The organism is Paludisphaera rhizosphaerae (assembly GCF_011065895.1).
Lineage (GTDB): Bacteria > Planctomycetota > Planctomycetia > Isosphaerales > Isosphaeraceae > Paludisphaera > Paludisphaera rhizosphaerae.
The window spans coordinates 79,947-100,609 of record NZ_JAALCR010000019.1 but is presented as its reverse complement, the minus strand read 5'-3'; the positions used below and the strand labels follow the sequence as shown (position 1 = coordinate 100,609).

Genomic DNA, 20,663 nt, shown 5'->3' with positions numbered 1-20,663 from the left:
TGGTGAACGACGCCCGACGATGGGGGAGCCTGCATGTCCAGCACCGCGACCGAGCCGATTGGAGATGATCTGAACGAAGATCCCGAAGCGACGGGCTTCGAAGCCGAAGCGCCGGCGGTTGCGACGCCCGAGCCGCCGCCGAAGCCCGAACGGCTGGTCTCGATCGACGCCCTGCGCGGGTTCGACATGTTCTGGATCATCGGCGGCGACGCGCTCGCCCGCGCCCTCTGCAAGTGGTGGGACACGCCCCAGGCGGCGACGATCGGCGAACAGTTCGAGCACGTCGAGTGGGAAGGGTTCCGGTTCTACGACCTGATCTTCCCGCTCTTCCTCTTCGTCGTTGGGACCGTGGTTCCCTTCTCGCTGAAGAAGTACCAGACCGGCGACAGCCCCCGCGGCCACGCCCTCTGGCGGACGCTCCGCCGCACGGCGCTGATGCTCGTGATCGCGTTCATCTACAACGGCGCGCTCAAGTGGGACTGGGCCAACCTGCGATACGTGGGCGTGCTTCAGCGGATCGCCGTCTGCTACTGCGTCGCCTCGCTTCTCTATCTGTTCACCTCGGTGCGCACGCAGGCGATCACAGCCGTGGCGATCCTGCTTGGCTACTGGGCCCTGCTGGCTCTCGTCCCCGCGCCCGAGACCCACATGCGCGGCGATTACTCCAAGGCGACGAATCTCGTCGGCTGGGTCGACCGCCACGTCCTGCCGGGACGGATCATGCCGAGCTACTACGGCACGGGCGATAACGAGGGACTGCTCTCCACCATCCCGGCCGTCGCCACGGCGCTCCTGGGAGTGCTGGCCGGCGAGTGGCTCCTCTCAGCGCGTAAGCCCGGGATGAAGGCCCTCGGCCTGCTGGGCGCGGGTGTGCTCTGTGTCGCGGCCGGCTACGGCTGGGGGCACGTCTTCCCGGTCATCAAGAACCTGTGGACCAGCAGTTTCGTCCTGGTCGCCGGCGGGTTCAGCCTCGTGCTGCTGGGGCTGTTCTACCTGGTGATCGACGTCTGGAAGCTGCGCGGGTGGTCTTTCTTCTTCGTCGTGATCGGCATGAACGCCATCACGATCTACGTGGTCCAGAGCATCGTGAAGTTCCCGGACATCCGCACGTATTTCCTGGGTGGGACGATGGCGCTGATGAGCGCGCCCGTCGCGGCGATCGTCGGCGCGATCGGCGTGCTCGTCCTGAAGTGGCTGTTCCTCTATCACCTCTACCGGACGAAGACGTTCCTGCGGGTGTGATAGCCCGCGCATGACGACGCCCGGCGTCGAGCCGGGCGTCGGTGCATTCGACACGTCACAAGCGATCGAGCGGTGTCGGTCACTCGGGCTTTGGCTCAGGAGCCGGCGTCGCTCGTGGAGCCGGGGCGGGACGGACTCGCGTGGCCGGTGTCGAGCCCGGGGCCGGGGCCGTTTCGCTCTCGATCGTCCGGGTGGTCGTCTGCACGGCGAGTTGGTCGACGACGCGGGTGACGCCCACGGTGTCGGCGGCCAGGTCGACGGCGTGCTTGCGAGCCTCGGCGCTGGGGACCGAGCCGCGGATGGTGAGGATTCCGGGCCCCTCGGACGAGATGTCGAAGGTGCTGGACTCCAGCATCTTGTCCCAGTGGAGGCGGCCGTAGACGCGGGCCTCGATGCTCATGTCGTTGACCTTGTCGCGGGTCCGCTCGAACGACTCGCGGACGGCCTCGCGGGTGCGGTTGAAGCCGCGTTCAAGCCCCTGACGGAGCGATCGACCGGCCTCGTCGAGGGACGCGCCGGCGCGCTCGATGGGTCCCGGTTCCTGCAGCCCCCAGGCGGAGGCCCCGCCGACCGCCAGCATGGCTCCGAGAGTCGCCGCCGCGCCGAATCGCCTGATACCACTCATCTGGACACTCCCTTTTCGCGATGACTCGATTTCGGCGCGCGGGTGGGCCGCGCCGATCGTACTCCTCACGGGCAAGAAGCATACCAACCGAGTCGGTCGTCAGGCCAGGAGCTTCTTGACGACCTCACCGTGAACGTCCGTGAGTCGGAAGTCGCGGCCCTGCGAGCGGAAGGTGAGTCGGGTGTGGTCGAAGCCCAGCAGGTGGAGGATGGTGGCCTGGAGGTCGTGGACGTGGATCGGGTCCTCGACGATGTGGAAGCCCAGGTCGTCGGTCCGGCCGATGGTCTGCCCCGGCTTGATCCCGCCGCCGGCGAGCCACATGGTGAACGCCTGCGGGTGGTGGTCGCGGCCCATGCTGCGGCCGAGCGCCGCGTTGGATTCGACCATCGGCGTGCGGCCGAATTCGCCCCCCCAGACGACCAGGGTGTCTTCCAGCAGCCCCCGGCGCTTCAGGTCCATCACCAGGGCGGCGGAGCCTCTGTCGGTCGCCCCGCACTGGCCCTTCAGGCCGCCTGCGACGTCCGAGTGGTGGTCCCAACCTTCGTGGAAGAGGTTGATGAACCGAACGCCGCGCTCGACCAGTCGCCGCGCGAGGAGGCAGTTCATCGCGAACGACGGCTTGCCCGGGGTGACGCCGTAGAGGGCCAGGGTCTCGGGGTCCTCGCCTGAGAGATCCATCAGTTCCGGAGCGCTGGCCTGCATGCGGAAGGCCATCTCGTAAGCAGCGACGCGGGTGGCGATCTCGGGATCGCCCACGGCTCCGAGATGGTCGCGGTTGAGGTCGCGGATCAGGTCGAGCGAGTCGCGGTCGAAGCGGCGATCAACGCCCGACGGGCTGGCGACGTCGAGGATCGGGTCTCCCTTCGAGCGGAACGGCACCCCCTGGAACGACGTGGGGAGGAACCCGCTGGACCAGAGCGCCGCCCCGCCGCTGAGGCCGGCGCCCGACGACAGGACGACGAAGCCCGGCAGGTCGGTCGACTCGCTCCCCAACCCGTAGACGGCCCACGAGCCGATCGCCGGCCGGCCCGGGAAGGGCGAGCCGGTCTCCATGAAGATCTGCGCGGGGGCGTGATTGAACTGGTCGGTGTGCATCGACTTGACGAGGGCGATGTCGTCGACCACCTTCGCCAGGTTCGGCAGCATCTCCGACAGTTCGGCCCCGGACTCGCCGTACCGGCCGAACTTGTACCGCGACGACATCAGGCTGGCGTCGGGTCGGATGAAAGCGTAGCGCTGGTCCTTCACGACCTCGGCGGGGATGGGCTTGCCGTCGTGCCGGGTCAGTTCCAGCTTGTTGTCGAAGAGATCAAGCTGGCTGGGCGCTCCAGCCATGAACATGAAGATCACCCGCTTCGCCTTGGGGGCGTAATGCGGGGCCCGAGGCGCCATCGGATCGCCCGGGATCGCAATCTCGGAAGCCCGTGCGCCCCCCTGCGACTGCTGCATCAGCAGCGACGCCAGCGCCATCTTCCCAACACCCACGCCGCATTCCCGGAAGAAGTGCCGGCGCGTGCGGTGCAGATTCCAGGCAGCCAGGCGATCGAAGGGCGTGTTGCGCGACATCGGATACAGCCTCGCTGGGCGGGGGAGGATTCGGACCACTCGATCTTGCTGATCTCCATTATCGCGAAACTCCGCGCGACGGCCAAGGTCGGCTGTTGAATCGCATCAACCGATCTGCGGCGAGGTCGTCCCCCAGGCCTCGCCGAAGACGAACTCCGCAAGCGGCTTGCGCGGCTTGGCGGCGGTGTCGCGGCCGCGGATGTTCTCCGGGAGGTCGTTGATGTCGCCAAGGTAGCCGACGGCGATGCCCGTCAGCGGCTCGACGCCCTCAGGAACCTTGTAAAGTTCGCGGACGCGATCCGGGTGGATGCCGATCATCTGGTGGGCGTGCAGCCCCAGCGCCACGGCCTGGAGGGCCAGGCTGAAGCTGGCCGCGCCCAGGTCGTGCTCGGCGGCCGCGTTCCGCTTGCCGTTATGCTTGAAGTGCAGGCTGGTGCAGCCGATCGCCAGCACCGGCGCAATGGCCGCCCAGGCCTGGTTCCCCTCGACGAGACACGAGAGAAGCTTCGCATGAGCCTCCGGGTCGGCCTTCGTCGCCACGATGTAAGACCACGGCTGCTCATTGTACGACGAGGCCGCCCACCGCGACGCCTCGAACAACGACCGCAGATCGGCGTCGGAGACGGGTTTGTCGGAGTACGCGTAAGGGCTCCAGCGGCGAGCGAACAGCTCGTGGATCGGGTGATCGGCCTTGGCCTTGTGGATCTCGTCGAGGTTCATGGTCGAGGACTCCGATTCATGGCTGAAGAACATTCAGGTCACAGCACCGACGCCCGCAGCTCCGGGAACACCTTGCCGACCTTGGCGAGCAGGTAATCGCCGTAGGTCCCCTGGAAGGCGTGGACGCTGGCGCGGTCCCAGCGCTCGTCCCTGTCATCGGCGATCGGGCTGCAGCCGGGGATCGCGATCGGTCGAACGGGCGCGTCGAAGGACGGGTCGAAGAAGAACGGGAACGAGAGCCGGTCGCGTGGGGCGGGGTTGCGAACGCGATGCGGCGTCGAGCGATACAGGCCGCCGGTCATCCGGTCGAGCATGTCGCCGATGTTGCAGACGAACGAGCCGGGCAGGGGAGGCGCTGGGACCCACTGCGACCGCGACTTCACCTCAAGGCCGCCGGCGTCGTCCTGGAGCAGGATCGTCAGCAGGCCGTAGTCGGTGTGCTCGCCGACGCCCCAGAGCGAGGTATCGGCGGGCGGCGGATAGTTGAAGATGCGGAAGAGTGCGAGAGGGTCGCCGGTGAGCGTCTCGGCGAAGTACGACTCCTCCAGCCCCAGGCTCAGCGCGAGGCCCGCCATCAGGCGATGGCCCAGCGTCGTGAGCGCGGCCATGTAGTCGAGGACGGCCTCGCGAAAGCCCGGCGGCTCGACGGGGAAGAGGTTGGGGCCGTGCAGCGGCTTGCCGGCCAGGGTGCGGGGATCGTCGGGCGAAAGCTCGGCGCCGAAGTAGACGCCCTCCTTCTGGTCGGGCTTGCCCGAGGTCAGCTCGTCGCCGACGCGAAAGTATCCCCGCCAGGCCCGACCGCCGAGGGCCATCCGGATCCGCATCTTCTCCTCGACGGGCCGCGCGAAGAAGGTGCGGCTCAATTCATATAAGCGCCCCTGCAAGTCATCGTCGACGCCGTGGCCGACGACGTAGAAGAAGCCGCTCTCGCGACACGCCTCGCCCAGGCGTTCGGCGACCTCGAACCGCCCCGGCGCGCCCGCGACAAGCTCGGCGACGTCGATCACCGGGATGTGGGAGAAGTCGCCCGCTGAGTCCATGCGAAGCCTCGCGTTGAAGCCGATGTTTCCTCGCCAACCATACCATCGCACAAACCGGAGGCGAAGGGGTTGATCCTCATCGTGCGGGCCGACGATAGGGCTCGGTCGATCGAGCAGCGATGGCGGCCGCGGCCTCAGCGATCGCCTTCTGGACGCCGGCGATCGTCTCGTCGTAGAAGGCGGGCCCGGCCTCGACCTCCCAGCTTTCGAGCGTCCATGCGGGGGCGAGCCCCTGCTCCTGAAGCCGCTTCTCGGTGTCGTAGGCGAGGAACACGCCGCGGGTGACGGCCCGCTCGATCTCGCCCGTGCCGATCGTGTCGTTCCCCTGGTCGCGGATGAGCGGGGCGAAGGCGACGGTCGCCGCCCGCAGCCGGGACGCCTCGCGGACCGCAGCGCGGCCGACTTGCTCCATCAGGCCCGTCGAGAGCATCGCCTCATCCCCCAGGCCGATCAGCAAGAGCGCCTGGGCCTTGATGGCGTTCGGCGGGGGCGTCAGCAGGATCGTTTCCAGCGGATCGCCGCGAAACTCCTCGCGATCGCGGAGCGAGGCGATCACGCCGCCCATGTGCTTGTCCAGCTCGACCGGAGCGCCCCTGGCGAAGTCGCCCGTCGGCTTGTGCTTGAAGTAGCAGACGACCTGCAGCGAGGCGACGGCCGTGTACGGCCCCTCCATCCGAACCTTCACCGGCAGCCCGCGCGGGGCGGTCAGGACGGTCTCTTTCACCGGCTCCTGCGCCAAGGTTTGCGCGACGGGAATAGAAGCCGCGACGAGGCACGCGAGGCGCAGGACGATTCGACGTCTACCCATATCTTCGCCTTTCTTGAAACCCATCAACCAGCAGCACCGAGTTGTTTCGAGGTCCGCTCTCTACCTAACTCGGGGCGGCCTGGCTACGCTTGCGCGGCCATGGATCGGCGTATGAAGATTGCGCGACCGTCGCCGATCGAATGCCCACGACGAGCGTGGGCATGGCACCCCGTTTTGATCTCCTCGCCGTCGTGTTGAAGTCGTCAGAATGCGAAGCAGTCGCAGCCGAGCCCGAAGCCGCGAGGCCCGTCGAAGGCGCCGCCGAGCTTGTGGAGCCAGGCATGGAGCCTTGACGGCGAAGGCGAACAACAGGCGCGTTGGACGACCGCGGACGAGGCGGCCGCGGAATAGTAACCGCCGTAGAACTTCACCGGCGACCAGTCCGGCATGACGGGGAGCACGGGCGGGTCAAGGTCGCGGAACTCGTCGCGGGCGTAGACGGGCCTGCCGCCGAGGATGGTCAGAACGGATTCAATCCCCTTGATCTGTTCCTCGGGGACCGAGAAGTAGTCGTCGCTGAGGACCGCGAGGTCGGCCAGGTATCCGGGCGCCACAAGGCCTTTGGAATCTTCCTCGCCGGAGAACCAGGCGCTGCCGTGGGTGTAGCGACGGAGGGCTTCCGTGCGGTCCAGGCGGTTCGCCTCAGGGTAGAGCGTCGCGCCGCCGACCGTCTTGCCGGCGGTCAACCAGTACAGGGCGACCCAGGGGTTGTAGCTGGCGACGCGGGTGGCGTCGGTCCCCGCGCCGACGGGGACGCCCATCGCCAGCATCTTCTTGAACGGCGGCGAATGCGCGACGGCCTCGGCGCCGTAACGGTCGATGAAGTACTCGCCCTGGTAGGCCATCCGGTGCTGCACGGCGATCCCGCCTTGCAGGGCCTTCACACGCTCCAGGTTCCGCTCGTCGATCGTCTCCGCGTGGTCGAAGAACCAGCGCAGGCCGTCGAAGGGGACCTCGCGGTCGACCCGCTCGAACACGTCGAGGAAACGGGTGATTGACTCGTTATACGTCGCGTGGATGCGGAAAGGCCAACGGTGCTCGGCCAGGAGCTTCACGACCTTGTGCAGCTCGTCCTCCAGCGTGTCCGGCAGGTCGGGGCGAGGTTCGAGGAAGTCCTCGAAATCGGCCGCCGAGAAGACGAGCATCTCGCCCGCGCCGTTCACCCGGTAGAGGTCGTCACCGGCTCCGGGCTTGGTCATCGCGACCCATTTGGAGAAGTCGTCGAACTCGTGCTTGGGGCGCTGGGTGAAGAGGTTGTAGGCGATGCGGACGGTCATCTCGCCCTTCTTGTGGAGGGCGTCGACCACCTGGTAATCCTCGGGGTAGTTCTGGAACCCGCCGCCGGCGTCGATGGCGCTGGTGATCCCCAGTCGGTTCATCTCGCGCATGAAATGCCGGGTGGAGTTCTCCTGGAATTCGGGGGGAAGCTTGGGCCCCTTGGCCAGGGTCGAGTAGAGGATGCTGGCGTTGGGGCGCGCGATCAGGAGGCCGGTGGGCTCGCCGTTCTTGCCGCGCTGAATCTCACCGCCGGGCGGGTTTGGCGTGTCCTTGGTGTATCCGCAGGCGCGGAGGGCGGCGGCGTTGAGCAGGGCGCTGTCGTACAGGTGAAGGATGAAGACGGGAGTCTCGGGCGCGGCGGCGTTGATCTCCGCCAGCGTGGGGAGCCGACGCTCGGCGAACTGGAATTCGTTCCAGCCGCCGACGACCCGGACCCACTGCGGCGGCGGCGTGCGCCGGGCCTGTTCCTTGAGCATCCGCAGGGCGTCGGCCAGGCTGGGGACGCCGTCCCAGCGCAGCTCCATGTTGTAGTTGAGTCCGCCCCGGATCAGGTGCAGGTGGGAGTCGTTCAGGCCCGGGACGGCCGTGCGGCCCTGAAGGTCGACGACCTTCGTCGCGTCGGTCTTGAGCCTCATCACCTCGGCGTCGTCGCCCACGGCGACGAATCGGCCGCCGGCGATCGCCACGGCCTGCGCAAACGGCTTGTGAGTATCGAGGGTAGCAATTCGGCCGTTGCGCAGGATGAGTTCGGGGGCGTTCGACATCGTCGGCTCCTCGTTGAGATGGAACGCCATTCCCGCAAATCCACGGCCAAACGGAGAGTCCAGGAGGCGCGGCGAATCGGTCTCGCTCGGTATCCAGATCCGCTTGCTGGGGTCCATGGCCAAGCTTGCGTGGCCATGCAATCGGCGACGGCCGCGCGATCATCCCATGCCGGTCCATGGCCACGCTTGCGTGGCCATGGACCCCAAGGGCAACTCCCCGCGTCGGACCTGGCCGGGCTCAGTGCCCAGAGCCGCTCGCAGCAGCGGCAGGGGGGTGAGCCGGCCCATGCCCATGGCCGTGGCCGGCGTGGGCGGAGCGGAAGAGAGGATGGTTGGGATCGCCGGCGGCGGCGACGTACGCGATGAGGTCCAGGATCTCCTCGCGGGTCAGCTTGTCAAGCAGGCCCTTGGGCATGATCGAGACCTTGGACTTGGCCCGCGCTTCGACCTCGGCCTTGGGGATGACCCGCGGGACGACGCTGGCCAGCGGGTTCTCCACGAGCTTGATGGCGTCGGCCGTCTCCTCGACGATCAGACCGTTGGCGACCTGGCCGGAGGACAGCTCGAGGGCGTAGCCGGCGTACTTGTCGTTGATGTTCGCCGAGGGGTCGAGAACGTTCTTCAACAGGTCGGCCGGGGTCTGCTTGGGATCGAGCTTCGCCAGATCCGGGCCGAACACGGCGCCGACGCCGCCGACCTGGTGGCACGAGGCGCACGAGGCCAGTTGGAAGAGCTGGCGGCCGTTCTGGTACGACCGGCCCACGTCGCCCGAGGCGGCGGGGTCGAGCTGGGCGATCGACGCCTTGAGGTCGTCGAAGGTCCACTCCGTCCGGGGCCGCGTCGACTTCAGCATCTCGTCGGCGATCGGCAGCGGGTGGGCGGCCAGATAGCCCTCGGGCGAGGCGAGATACTCGTCCAGGTCCTCCACGACGTAGAGGGCCCCGTACATCCGCCGCCAGTGGCCGGGGTACGTGCAGACGTAAGGCAGCACGCCCGGGGTCGTCGGCGCAGTGAAGGCGATCCGCTCGACCTCGCGGGGCTGGAGCAGCTTGCTCGCCAGCAGGATCTTGTTCGAGGGCGGAACGTACTGCCGCTTCATCGCGTCGGGCTGGAGGCCGGTGGCCTCGGCGAGTTGGCCCACCTCTTCGAGCGACCCGGCCTGGGTCACCACGAAGTTGTGGGGCATCACGTCGACGTTCTCGAAGACGAACTCGACGGGCCGACCCGCCTGGACGACGATCCGGTCGACGTCGTAGCGCATCTGTTCGAGAACCGTGCCGATCCGGATCGCCCGGACGCCCAGTTCGCCGAGCGCCTTGCGGACGGCCTTGGACCGGTCGGCCGGAAGATTGGCGGCGATCATGTCCCCGAGTTGCAGGGCGTCGAGCGCCGCGGGGGTGCGACGGTCGGCGACGGGGATCGCGGCGACGTTCTTCAGGAGGGCGTCGGCCAGCGTCGGGAGTTCGTCGGACGGCCAGGTGGTCGCCGGCAGTTTCTGGATGGCCAGGATGGCGGCCGGACGGTCGACGCCGTCGCGGACGAACTTCGCCAGGGCCCGGAAGGTCTCGGCCTCATGGCCGCGGAGGGTGGTCAGGGCGTCCATCGCGGCGCGTCGGACCACGCCGGCGGGGCCGTCGCCCGCATAGTCCTGGCGGGCCTTGGTCTCGGGCGCCGGCAGGTCGGCCCGGCGGTCGACGACCTGGCGAGAACCGTCGAGGATCGACAGCTCATATCCCTGGAGCCGACGGCCGAGGTTCCCATCGCGGCGGTTGTGGATCACGATCGCCTCGATCGGGTACTCGTCGCCGAGGTCGACCTCCCACCAGGGGGAGTCGGTGTTCTCCTGGGTGTGGGTCTGGCTGCTCATGCTGTACAGACCGGAGGTCTGGCCGTCGACGGCCCGGGAGGCCACGCCGTCGTTGGCGGTGTTCTTCTGCGAGGCCTTGCAGCCGAGGGCGATGTTGCGGCCGTCGCTCATCACCTCGACTTCCGCCAGGGTCAACGTCCCGCGGCGGGGAAGGGCGACGCGGACGTAGCGGCCGACCGTCCCCTTGCCCCCCTTGGGACCGGCGAGGTTCGCGGGAAGGTCGTGCAGCAGAGGCTCGATTTTCGAGTAGAGGCCCGAGCGGACGATCGGGTCGCGGATCAGCGGGGCCGCGGCCAGGAAGTCGCGGAGGCCGGCGGCCGAGCGGAGCGAGAGCGTCCACGCGGGGTCGGCCGAGCCGTCGGCGGCGACCAGCGTCGCCAGGCCGATCCGGCGGACGATGGGAGACTTGGCGGAGGTCGCCAGGGTCTCGGCCAGCGGCCGAACGGCGGTCAGCTCGGCCCGGTCGCGCTCGCCGAGCATTCGGGCCAGTTCCATCGCCACCGCGTCGTCGATCGCCGCCGCGCCCTCGGCGTCGCGGGCCGAAAGCTGTTCCGCCAGCACCTTCGCCGGGGTGAAGCCCAGCGAGGCCGAAAGCTCGGCCAGGGCCTTGCGGCGGTCGTCCTCGCGGACGCCGGAGCGGAAGAGGATCTCGCGGAGGACCGGAGCCGTCCGCTTCATCTGGATCAGATCCTCGGCCGCGGCGCGGTCGAGGAAGTAGCGAGCGGCGGCCTCGCTGCGGAACTCGATCTCGCGGCCCTCCCGCAGAGCCTTCTTCACCACCGGCTCCAGCGCCCGGAGGGTTTCGCCGCGGGTGTAATCCAGGTAGTAGTCGGAAGGAAGCTCAGTCGTGCTCAGGGCGACGTCCAGGGCGTCAGGCTCCTCGAAGAAGCTCGCCGCGCGGACGACTTCCAGCCGGACGCGCGGGTTTTCGTCGCGAGCCAGCTTGCGGAGGACGTCGATCACGTCGGGCACCCGGTCTCGCCAGCAGCAGAGAACGCGGACGGCGGCGGCGCGAGCCCGGGGGTCGGTCGCCGTCAGGCAGCGACGGAGGAGGTCCAGGTTCACCAGGTCGTACGTCTGGTGGACCCACAGGGCTTCCAGGACGTGATGCTCAAGCGCCGGATCGTTGGGGTCGAGCTTGTTCAGCCAGGAGGCCAGAGCGGGCAGGACCTTCGCCGGGTCGGTGGCGCACAGGGCGGCCTTCACGCGGTAGCGGACGCGGTCCTCGGGCGACTTCAGCAGCTCAAGCTGCTCCTCGATCGACCGGCCCGCGATGACGGCCTTCTCCGAGAGCGGCCGGCCCTCGTAGGTGACGCGGTAGATCCGGCCGTGGGTCGCGTCTCGGCTGGGATCCCGCAGGTTGTGCTGCATGTGGCCGATCAGCGGGTTGTGCCAGTCGAGGAAGTAGATAGCGCCGTCAGGGCCGGTCTCAACGTCGGAGGGCCGGAAGTTGGTGTCGCTGGAGAAGACCAGCGGCTCCTGCTCGACGGCCGTGAAGCCGGATCCGGCGTCCTGGTACTTGTAGCGGTGGATCCCCTGGAAGCCGATCACGTTGCAGACCAGCAGGTCGCCCTGCCAGTCTTCGGGGAAGTGCTTGCTGGAGAGGATCTCGGTCCCGGCGCACGGGCGGGTGCGCTGCTGGAAGTACGGCTTCACCGGCCGGTGCTTGTCGGGAAACTCCAGGTGCCCCGAGAAGGCCGTGGCGTAGTAGTTGACGTTGCCCGTGCCGTCGGTGACGAAGTCCTGCCCCCAGCGGTCGAAGACGTGGCCGTGAGGGTTGGCGAACGGGTACGTGACGTAGACGTCGATCTTCTGCGACCTCGGCTCGTACCGATAGACGCCGGCGTTGGCGTTGCGGATCGGCGGGCCGAACGGGGTCTCGATCTGGGAGTGGTGGAACGTCCCTTCCTGGAAGTAGACGTCGCCGCCGGGACCGACGCGGAAGCTGTTGGAGGTGTGGTGGGTGTCGGCCGAGTCGACGCCGCTCAGAACGCGGACGCGCTCGTCGGCCTTGTCGTCGCCGTTCGTGTCCTTCAGCAGCATGATGTCGGGGGCCTGGGCGACCAGCACGCCCTGGGGGATGATCTCGAAGCCGGTCGGGCAGTGGAGGTCGTCGGCGAAGGTGGTCTGCTTGTCGGCCTTGCCGTCGCCGTCGGTGTCTTCCAGGATGATGATCTTGTCGTTGCGAGGGGACTTGGGCTTCCAGTGCGGATAGGTCGGCCAGCAGGCGACCCAGAGCCGGCCCTTGGCGTCAAACGTCATCTGCACCGGCTTGGCCAGGTCGGGAAACGTCTCCTCGGAGGCGAACAGGTTGACCTTCAGGCTCTTGCCGGGGGTCATCTTGGAGATGGCTTCCTCACCGCCCTGATAGATGTGGGCGCCGTCGGGCCCCGCGCCGGGCTTGTTGGTGACGACCGGGATGAACGGCGGGGTGTTGGAGTCGTCGACCGGACCGGGGTCGCCCCCCTGGGCGATGGCCCAGATCTGCTTGTCGCGGTTGGCCGTCATCACGTCGAGGACTTCCATCTCACGCTGGGCGACCACGCGGTTGGTCTGCTTCTCGACGAAGGCGAGGTCGGCGCGGCCGCCGTAGATGGAGTAGCCGTCGACCGTCCGATAGCGGTTGAACCAGACGTCGGACTTGTCGAGGACGGCCTTGTGCAGCTTGGCGAACTGGACAGGATCCTGCACCTTGTTGTCGCCGAAGAGAGCCCGTTCGACGATCTCGGCGACCGCCTTGTCTCCCTCGGAGGTGAGGTGGATGCCGTTGATGGTCAGCGGCTTCTCGGCCTTGGCGTAGAGCTTCTGGGTCGGGTGGAACAGGTCGATGAACCGGATGTTGCGGGTCTCGGCCAGGTCGGACATGACGGCCGTGAGCCGCTCCAGCCGGAGGTTGACGTCCTTGCCGTCGGGGAGCGAGGGGTCGTGCAGATCCTCGAAGGCGATCGGAGAGAAGAGGACGAGCTTCGGGGCCGACTCGCCGTTGTACTTCTGCGCCAGCGTGTGCTTGATGAATTCGTCGAGGTCCGTCCGGAACTGGGCCAGACCGCCGTACGACTCGTTGTAGCCGAAGAACGCGCAGACGACGTCCGTTCGGTTCTTCGTCAGCCATTCGTCGGGCGTGCCGAAGGCGGCGGAGCGGAGGCGGATCGTCAGCTCGTCGCCGGAAAAAGCCAGGTTGCGGACGGTCAGCTCGTGATCGGGGAACCGGCTGTGCATGACGGCTTCGAGCCAGCCGGTGTGCTGCATGCGGTCGGGGAGCGTGTTGCCGATGACGCTGACGTGGGCGCCCTTGGCGAGTTCCAGGCGGGGGTCGGGCAGCCGGCCGTCCTTGGCGAGTCCGACCGAAGCCGAGATCGCCAGGGCCCAGATCGTCGCGACCACGGCTGCAGCCGACGACGTGGACGCCCTGCTCGCTCCGGGCCGCCGTCGCTTCTCGAAGTGACGGTGAATCTCCATCGCCCTTCCCCTTGTGCCGCGTGGAAGAAGCCCGCCGGGGCCCGTTGGGGGCCCCGCGAAACATGCGGGCCTTTCATTCGTGTTCGCGCGAAACTCCATTGTCCGGCGCGACCGGGCGTTTTTCAATCGCCAACTTGAACCGCGCGCTCAGTGGTCGGCGCCGCCGACGTTCGCGGGCAGTTTAAGGCGTGCGCCGGATTCTCCGGCGACGACCTTGCGGAGCCATTCGGGGGAATATCCGGGGGCCTGGGCTTCGCCCCGGTCGTCTTTCTGGTAGGCGTCGACGTGCTTGGTGAGAATCGCCTCGGCCAGCTCGCGCCAGCGGCGGAAGACGGCGTAGGCCGTGGAGACGGAGTAATTGGTGAGGAACGCCCGCGTGAGCGTCGGGTCGTCGGCCGCCAGCTTCGTCGCGGTCTCCTCGACGACCGGCTGCATCTTCAGCAGGGCCCCCTCACGCTCGGCCTGGGCCTTCTTGACGTCGGGGAAGACGCGCGACCAGCGGTCGTAGGTCAGGTTGGAGACCAGGTTCGTGACCCACCAGGCCGAATCCCACGAAAACTTGCCGTAGTCGCCGCTCACGTAAGACGCGGGGAGGGCGTCGATCGAGCAGTACAGGGGGGTGAAGCACGAGGTCGACGCCTCGTCGGGGGTGAACCACGAGACCCCGCCGACGGCGTCGGGGAGGTTCGCCCGCATCTGGTTGACGACCACGAAGCCGGCCTGCTGGGTGGAGATCGGCCGCTCCCACATGTAGTCCTTGCCGTCGACCTTAAACTTCAGGTCGCGGGCCCGCAGGGGGCTGCCGAACGGTCCGGCGTCGACCCCCTTGGTCATGTCGTAGGGGGTCCCTTCGTAGTGGTCGCGCATCAGGCCCATAACGTCGGCGAGTTCCAGCGGTCGGTCGGGCTTGATGAAGAGGGGGTAGTCCTCAGACCCTTCCTCGCCGCGGAACCAGGCGTCGGAGAAGTTCGCCGACGGAGTCGACCGCCGGTAGACGCTCCAGACCCTCCCTGCGCAGGCGCGTCGGGCCGAGGCGGATTGATCCGGATGATAGGCGTCGCGGAAGCTGAACGGCTTGCCCGAATCGGTCCGGTAGTAGCCGCGATCGGCGGCGAACTGGATGACGTCCGGCGAGTGGAGCCAGTTCTCCGGATCGTTCATCGGGAAGGTGGTGATCCGGCTCATGTTGGCGTGGGCCGTGATGCAGCCGTCGGGGACGCGCGCGGCGACCCAGACGATCCCCTTGGTCCCGGGGCCCTTGCCGATCAGCTCCATCAGCCAGACCTCGTTCTTGTCGGCGATGGAGAAGCTCTCGCCCGAGCTGCTGTAGCCGTGCTCGCGGCAGAGCGAGTCGACCAGGCCGATCGCCTCGCGGGCGGTCTTGGCGCGCTGGAGGACCAGCATCATCAGGGCGTCGTAGTCGAGCTTCCCCTTCGGATCGACCAGCTCCGAGCGGCCGCCGGTGGTGGTCTCCACCAGCGAGACCTGGTTCTCGTTCATCAGGCCGACGACCGTGTAGGTCCGCTCGGCCTGGGGGATCGTGCCTCGGACCTCGTCGTCCTCCCAGGCCTTGACCTCGACCGTCGAGCCGGCCGGCCACTTCCCGCCGGCCACCCGCAGGAGCTTGGGCATAAACGGGGCGTCGGCCGAGTACGTCACCATCACCGAGCCGTCGCGCGAGGCGCCGCGGCTCACGAGGATGCTGGTGCAGGCCCTGGCCGGCGCGACGGCCGAGGCCGTCGCGCACGCGGCCGCGACGAGACGGAACACCCATCGATCCCAGATCATGCTCGGATCTCCCTTCCTTCCCTGTTCGACCGTCCTGAGAGGAGCCGTCGAAGATAGCTCCCCCGCGCCGGGGGGCACAATCCCAAGGGGAAAGGAAGAAGGAGCCGAGGATCAGATCGCCGCGGCGAAGAGGATGGCCATGATCACCCCGCAAACGCGGCTGATCCGATCGTGGAGCGCGAACAGGACGGGGTCCTCGTCGAGTTGCTTGCGGCACGCAAGAAACCAAAGCCGGGAGAGCCAGTAAAGAAGCACTGGGCTCATGAGCCAGAGGATCTCGGGCCGGCGGTAGTGGGAGTGAACGTCCGGGCTGTTGAGGTACATCGCGAACACGAGAACGCAGACGTAGGAACTCGTCGGCCCAAGCGAACGGATCAGGTCCAGGTCTTCCAACCCGTAGCCTCGGCCGGGGAGCCGACCCGCCACGCGACAGCGCGACAGCTCGGAGTATCGCTTGGCGAAGGCCAGGCTGAGAAAGAAGAACATCGAAAAGGCGAGCAGCCAGTGCGACGGAACGATGGAGACGGCCGCGCCGCCGGCCACGATCCGAAGAGTGTAAAGACCTGCAAGGCAGACCACGTCGATCATCAACCTTCGCTTGAAGACGGTCGAATAGAGCGTGGTCAGGACGAGGTAAAGCAGCAGCAGCCCGCCGAAGGCGGGAGGGAGGGTCGCGGCCAGCGCCGCGGCCGCGGCGAGCGACGCGAGGCTGACCGCGACGCCGGCCGGGATCGACGCCGCGCCGCTGGCGAAAGGCCGCAGCCGCTTCCGGACGTGCCTTCGATCAGCTTCCAGGTCGAGCAGGTCGTTGAGAATGTAGACGGATGAGGCAGTCAGGCTGAAGCAGACGAACGCGACCGCCGCCGCCATCCACGTCGCAACGTCGAAGGCATGCGCGACCAGCGGCACGACGAACAGGAGGACGTTCTTGGCCCACTGGTGAGGCCGCATCGCCCGGATCAGCGGCCGAATCCTGCTCTGGGTTTCGAAGACCATCGCTGGTTCTCTCACAATCCCCCTGCACCTCCTGACGAGACGACCGCCAACGACGAGGGCGTCCGCGGCGGACGACCAGACCTCGCAGTCCGACGTCGAGTCGCCGATGTAGTCGAACCCCCCGGCTCCGAAGCGAGCCTCCAGAACCTCGCGCTTGGCCCGGCCCTTGAGGTTCCGCTGGCCGTCCGAGGCGATCACCTCGTCGAAGACCTCAAGGTGCTCGGCGATCTCGTTGGCGATCCGCTCGTCGGCGGCCGTCGCAAGCACGACCCGCCTCCCCCGAGCCCGCTCCCGTCGGAGGAACTCGAGCACGTCGGCGCGGTAGGGGAGGAGCGTCACATCGACGTCCGACCGATCGGCAAGGCGCCGCTTGAGCATCGCCCGACCGTCGACGAACCACGTCGGCAGCTTCATCAGGTCCGACGGCCGCTTCTTCGCCACGTCGAACAGCGATTCCCAGAGCATATCCGACGCAATCAGAGTGCCGTCGAGGTCCACGCAAAGCGGACGTTCGACGACCGTCGCAAGCATCGTCATGTTTCGAACCTTCGGCTCAATAAAGGAGCCTGGCCCCGCCGAGCTCCCGAGTTATGCCGGACGCGCCCGCCTTGAAACAAGCCTAAGCCACACTTTTCACCGCCGACCTTAGGCGATATGGCTACGCCTCCCCTATGAACCGTGACCTAGGAAACCTTTTAGAGCGTCTTCATGACCGGTCGGCGATGATTCCGTGCATCGCGACTCACAGAACGTCGATCAAATCCAACGACCGCGAGGAAGTCCGCATGGCTTCGACGTCGAAGAGCCCGGCAGGCCGGCACTTGGTGCGAATGCGCGCGAGGGCCCCGCTTACGCTGAAAAAAGCTGACCGAACTCATATAAAAACCGGTGACGTGTTGGACCGCGTTGATCTCGCGCTCGCCGCCGTCATGGCCGGGGCGACGGTGGGGGTCTTTCTACTGATTCTCGCGGTCTTCGGCGACTCGCTCGCTCGATTGGGGATCACGGGGCAGTTGCTGGAAGCGGACGGCTTCCGCGTCCTCGGCGACTCGCTTGATCCCGAAGGCGTCCACTGGCGGCTGACGGTCCACCCCCTCTACTGCCTGTTGGTCATGCCGGTCGCCCGGGCCTTCGTCGCCCTGGGGGCGAGTCGGCTACAGGCGATCTGGATCTGCAACGCGGCGACCGCCGCGGCCTCGGTATCGCTTCTGTACACAATCCAACGCCTGCTGGGATCTCCGCGACGCGCTGCAGTCCTTGTCTGCCTGCTTGCGCTGTCGAGTTCCTCCTTGCTCTTCTGGACGACGGTTCCGGAAACCTACCTGCTGGGCGCGCTCTCGCTGCTGGCGTGCTTTGCGACGGCGGCGGCCGCGGCTCGAGGGTCGGCCGGCGACCTCTGGTTCTTGCTCTCCGGGATCTTCAGCCTGGGAATCACGATCACGAACTGGTCGGCCGGAATCGCGCTGGCTGCGTTCCACAGGCCCCTCAACAGGGCGGCGGCGATCGTCGCCGCGACGGCCGCGATCACCATCGCAGGCTGGTTCGTGGAAAAGGCCCTCTTCACTCGGATGCCTTCCTTCTTCTTGAAGCCAACCATCCTGAGGGGTGAAGCAGACTACCTGGTTGCGCCCCGAGGCGCACTGGCGGGCGAGTTGGTGCATCCCGTCGTCGCCCCTCTTGGAGTCACCGTGGAGAAGGAGCCGGGCTTCCGGGTTCTCTCGTTCCAGGGAGCCTCGATTTTGGCCGCGGGAAGGCCGGCCGTCGCGGCGGCCGTCGCCTGGCTACTCGTCCTGGCGGCGGGGCTGGCGGCCCTGGTGCGGGGACCAGCGCCGGCTCGTTTTCGGCTGATGCTTGGGATGGTTTTGGCGGCTCAGGTCGTCTTGCATCTCATCTATGGCGATGAGACGTTCCTGTACGCCTTCCACTTCTGGGCGTTGCTCATGCTGACGGCCGGCCTGGCCGTCCAGGCCGACCGGGCCGGCTTCGTCCAGGGCGCCGTGGCGGCGACGATTCTGTTCGGCTCCTGGAACAACGTTCTCCGCCTCTCCGAGGCTGCGAAGCTGCCGCTGGACCAACCGACGCAATGGCTCAAGGTGATCGACCGCCCGCTGCGACTCGACGAGTTCTGCAACCGCCTCGCGCAACCGACTCAACTCGAAGGCGCGAACGAGGCCGAGGCGAGGGGTCGCACCTCGACGACACCGGCCGGGGACGACCCCTCGCAGGGCGGTCGGACTGAGCCTGAAGATCGGCCTTGATAATCCCGAATCGAGAGTGACGCTCCCGTGATCCGAGGCTTTCCGGATTTCGGCCGACGCGACCGGGCGTTATCCTCATGACTGTGGGAACGCCGCGTCCCCCGACGAGCCCAGGACCACGCCCTGAAGCCTTTTCGCCGCCCCGCGCGGCTTCGGCCGGGCGTCGGTCGTCAGCGGCGCGACGCATTTCTTCGGGACGAAGGACCATCAGCATGGCTCTCGATCGCGACCCGTCCGCCCCTCTCAGCAAGAACGTCCACCTTCTGCGATGGGTCGAGAAAATGGCGAGGCTCACCAAGCCAGACGCCATCCACTGGGTCGACGGCTCGCAGCAGGAGTACGACGCGCTCTGCGATCAGATGGTCGCGTCGGGCTCGCTGATCCGGCTTAACCAGGACCTCTGGCCGGGCTGCTATTACGCGCGGTCGGCCCCCGACGACGTGGCGCGGGTGGAGGACCGGACCTTCATCTGCTCTTACTCGCGAGACGCCGCCGGGCCGACGAACAACTGGGAAGAGCCGTTCGCGATGAAGCGGCGGCTCAAGACCCTGTTCGACGGCTCGATGCGCGGGCGGACGATGTACGTCCTCCCGTTCAGCATGGGGCCGATCGGCTCGCCGATGTCCCGGATCGGCGTCCAGTTGACCGACTCGCCTTACGTCGTCGTGAACACGCGGATCATGGCCCGGATCGGTCTGCCGGTCATCGCCGAGATCGACAAGGGAGACAAACGGGTCGTGCCCTGCATGCACACGGTCGGGATGCCGCTGACGCCGGGGAGGAAGGACGTCCCCTGGCCGTGCAACCCGGAGAAGTACATCGTCCACTTCCCCGAGACCCGCGAGATCTGGTCTTACGGCTCCGGCTACGGCGGCAACGCGCTGCTGGGCAAGAAGTGCTTCGCGCTTCGGATCGCGTCGAACATGGCGCGTGACGAGGGCTGGATGGCCGAGCACATGCTGATCCTCGGCATCGAGGACCCCAGGGGGGAGAAGACGTACGTCGCGGCCGCCTTCCCGTCCGCCTGCGGCAAGACCAACTTCGCGATGTTGGTGCCGCCGAAGGGGTTCGAGGGCTGGAAGGTCTGGACGGTCGGCGACGACATCGCCTGGCTGAAGCCCGACTCCAGCGGCCGGCTGCGGGCGATCAACCCCGAGGCCGGCTTCTTCGGCGTGGCGCCGGGGACGTCCAAGAAGACCAACCCCAACGCGATGGCCTCGCTCGCGCGGAACACGATCTTCACGAACGTCGCCCTGACCCCCGAGGGGGGCGTCTGGTGGGAGGGGATGACCGACGAGCCCCCCGCCGAATGCACCGACTGGCGGGGCAACCCCTGGACGCCCGAGATCGCCCGCGAGACCGGAGCCAAGGCAGCGCACCCGAACTCGCGGTTCACCGCGCCGGCCTCGCAGTGCCCGACGATCGACCCGGCCTGGGAAGACCCGGCCGGCGTCCCCATCAGCGCCATCATCTTCGGCGGCCGTCGAGCGACCACCATCCCGCTCGTCTACCAGGCCTTCAACTGGAGCGCCGGCGTCTACGTCGGCGCCACGATGAGTTCCGAGAAGACGGCCGCGGCCGTCGGCGAGGTCGGCAAGGTGCGTCGCGACCCCATGGCCATGCTCCCCTTCTGCGGCTACCACATGGGGGAATACTTCCGCCACTGGATCCGCATGCAGCGCGACTTCTCCGAGACCCCCCGCATCTTCCACGTCAACTGGTTTCGCAAGGACGAGCAGGGGGGCTTCATCTGGCCCGGCTTCGGCGAGAACATGCGCGTCCTCCGCTGGATCATCGACCGCGTCCGCGGCCGCGCCGTGGGCAAGGAAACCCCGATCGGCTGGGTCCCCCATTACGAGGACATCGACTGGAACGGCCTCGACTTCCCCAGGGAGAAGTTCGACCAACTCCAGTACGTCGACCGCACCGCCTGGAAGACCGAGCTGCTGGGCCACGAGGAACTGCTCATCGAGCTGCACGACCGCCTGCCGCCCGAGACCGTCTACGAACGCGAGCTGCAAATCTGCCGCCTCTAAGACGCCCGGCTTCGATTGGCTTCCCTCGCGCCCGACGACGTGCGAACCCACCTGACGCAACCGATTTCAAGACAAGGACATAGACACCCAAAATCCTGCCCGGCCAACGGCTTCGTTCGGTCAAATTCGCGGCGCTCTTCGCTCAACTCCACCGAGCAAAAGACAACTCCGGGTGCCATGGCCACGCTTGCGTGGCCATGGACCGGCGGGGGCAAC

At 67.5% G+C, this 20,663-nt stretch carries 12 protein-coding genes; 3 read left to right on the top strand and 9 right to left on the bottom strand.

Annotated features, from left to right (window positions below):
* Positions 1-33: 33 nt before the first annotated feature.
* A complete protein-coding gene (locus tag G5C50_RS22505; protein ID WP_165073184.1) occupies positions 34-1,242 on the top strand; it encodes an acyltransferase family protein in 1,209 nt (402 codons plus the stop codon).
* 79 nt (positions 1,243-1,321) lie between these two features.
* Here G5C50_RS22505 and G5C50_RS22500 read toward each other — a convergent pair whose 3' ends face one another.
* From G5C50_RS22500 to G5C50_RS22460, 9 genes are all read right to left on the bottom strand, one after another.
* The gene (locus G5C50_RS22500) at positions 1,322-1,867 is read right to left on the bottom strand and encodes a BON domain-containing protein (RefSeq protein WP_165073182.1); all 546 of its coding nucleotides are present in this window, start codon (positions 1,865-1,867) and stop codon (positions 1,322-1,324) included.
* 99 nt (positions 1,868-1,966) lie between these two features.
* Positions 1,967-3,433 carry a DUF1501 domain-containing protein gene (locus G5C50_RS22495; RefSeq protein WP_165073180.1) on the bottom strand — a complete coding sequence of 489 codons (1,467 nt, stop codon included), beginning with the start codon at positions 3,431-3,433 and terminating at the stop codon, positions 1,967-1,969.
* Positions 3,434-3,538: 105 nt separating this feature from the next.
* Positions 3,539-4,153, bottom strand: coding sequence for a nitroreductase family protein (locus tag G5C50_RS22490; RefSeq protein ID WP_206107807.1), 615 nt, complete (start codon positions 4,151-4,153; stop codon positions 3,539-3,541).
* Positions 4,154-4,191: 38 nt separating this feature from the next.
* Positions 4,192-5,193 carry an isopenicillin N synthase family dioxygenase gene (locus G5C50_RS22485; RefSeq protein ID WP_165073178.1) on the bottom strand — a complete coding sequence of 334 codons (1,002 nt, stop codon included), beginning with the start codon at positions 5,191-5,193 and terminating at the stop codon, positions 4,192-4,194.
* Between the two features lie 76 nt (positions 5,194-5,269).
* The gene (locus G5C50_RS22480) at positions 5,270-5,917 is read right to left on the bottom strand and encodes a M17 family peptidase N-terminal domain-containing protein (protein ID WP_240907317.1); all 648 of its coding nucleotides are present in this window, start codon (positions 5,915-5,917) and stop codon (positions 5,270-5,272) included.
* A 287-nt stretch (positions 5,918-6,204) separates the two neighbouring features.
* Positions 6,205-8,043 (bottom strand): amidohydrolase, encoded by a 1,839-nt coding sequence (locus G5C50_RS22475; RefSeq protein WP_165073176.1) that lies wholly within the window; start codon positions 8,041-8,043, stop codon positions 6,205-6,207.
* A gap of 238 nt (positions 8,044-8,281) precedes the next feature.
* Complete coding sequence (locus tag G5C50_RS22470; protein ID WP_165073174.1) at positions 8,282-13,369, bottom strand: PVC-type heme-binding CxxCH protein; 5,088 nt, start codon at positions 13,367-13,369, stop codon at positions 8,282-8,284.
* A gap of 147 nt (positions 13,370-13,516) precedes the next feature.
* Complete coding sequence (locus G5C50_RS22465) at positions 13,517-15,157, bottom strand: dipeptidase (RefSeq protein ID WP_165073172.1); 1,641 nt, start codon at positions 15,155-15,157, stop codon at positions 13,517-13,519.
* A gap of 111 nt (positions 15,158-15,268) precedes the next feature.
* Positions 15,269-16,690 carry a UbiA family prenyltransferase gene (locus tag G5C50_RS22460; RefSeq protein WP_206107806.1) on the bottom strand — a complete coding sequence of 474 codons (1,422 nt, stop codon included), beginning with the start codon at positions 16,688-16,690 and terminating at the stop codon, positions 15,269-15,271.
* Positions 16,691-17,046: 356 nt separating this feature from the next.
* On the opposite strand from G5C50_RS22460, the gene G5C50_RS22455 reads away from it, so the two are divergent.
* The gene (locus G5C50_RS22455; RefSeq protein WP_165073170.1) at positions 17,047-18,411 is read left to right on the top strand and encodes a hypothetical protein; all 1,365 of its coding nucleotides are present in this window, start codon (positions 17,047-17,049) and stop codon (positions 18,409-18,411) included.
* 212 nt (positions 18,412-18,623) lie between these two features.
* Entirely contained in the window at positions 18,624-20,447 is a 1,824-nt protein-coding gene (locus G5C50_RS22450) for a phosphoenolpyruvate carboxykinase (GTP) (protein ID WP_165073168.1), read from the top strand.
* Positions 20,448-20,663: the final 216 nt, after the last annotated feature.

Bases quoted from the DNA above. Each gene is read 5' to 3' on its own strand.
- G5C50_RS22505 (WP_165073184.1), top strand. From the start codon at position 34: ATGTCCAGCACCGCGACCGAGCCGATTGGAGATGATCTGAACGAAGAT.
- G5C50_RS22450 (WP_165073168.1), top strand. From the start codon at position 18,624: ATGGCTCTCGATCGCGACCCGTCCGCCCCTCTCAGCAAGAACGTCCAC.
- G5C50_RS22485 (WP_165073178.1), bottom strand. From the start codon at position 5,193: ATGGACTCAGCGGGCGACTTCTCCCACATCCCGGTGATCGACGTCGCC.
- G5C50_RS22490 (WP_206107807.1), bottom strand. From the start codon at position 4,153: ATGAACCTCGACGAGATCCACAAGGCCAAGGCCGATCACCCGATCCAC.
- G5C50_RS22470 (WP_165073174.1), bottom strand. From the start codon at position 13,369: ATGGAGATTCACCGTCACTTCGAGAAGCGACGGCGGCCCGGAGCGAGC.
- G5C50_RS22500 (WP_165073182.1), bottom strand. From the start codon at position 1,867: ATGAGTGGTATCAGGCGATTCGGCGCGGCGGCGACTCTCGGAGCCATG.
- G5C50_RS22465 (WP_165073172.1), bottom strand. From the start codon at position 15,157: ATGATCTGGGATCGATGGGTGTTCCGTCTCGTCGCGGCCGCGTGCGCG.
- G5C50_RS22460 (WP_206107806.1), bottom strand. From the start codon at position 16,690: ATGACGATGCTTGCGACGGTCGTCGAACGTCCGCTTTGCGTGGACCTC.
- G5C50_RS22475 (WP_165073176.1), bottom strand. From the start codon at position 8,043: ATGTCGAACGCCCCCGAACTCATCCTGCGCAACGGCCGAATTGCTACC.
- G5C50_RS22495 (WP_165073180.1), bottom strand. From the start codon at position 3,433: ATGTCGCGCAACACGCCCTTCGATCGCCTGGCTGCCTGGAATCTGCAC.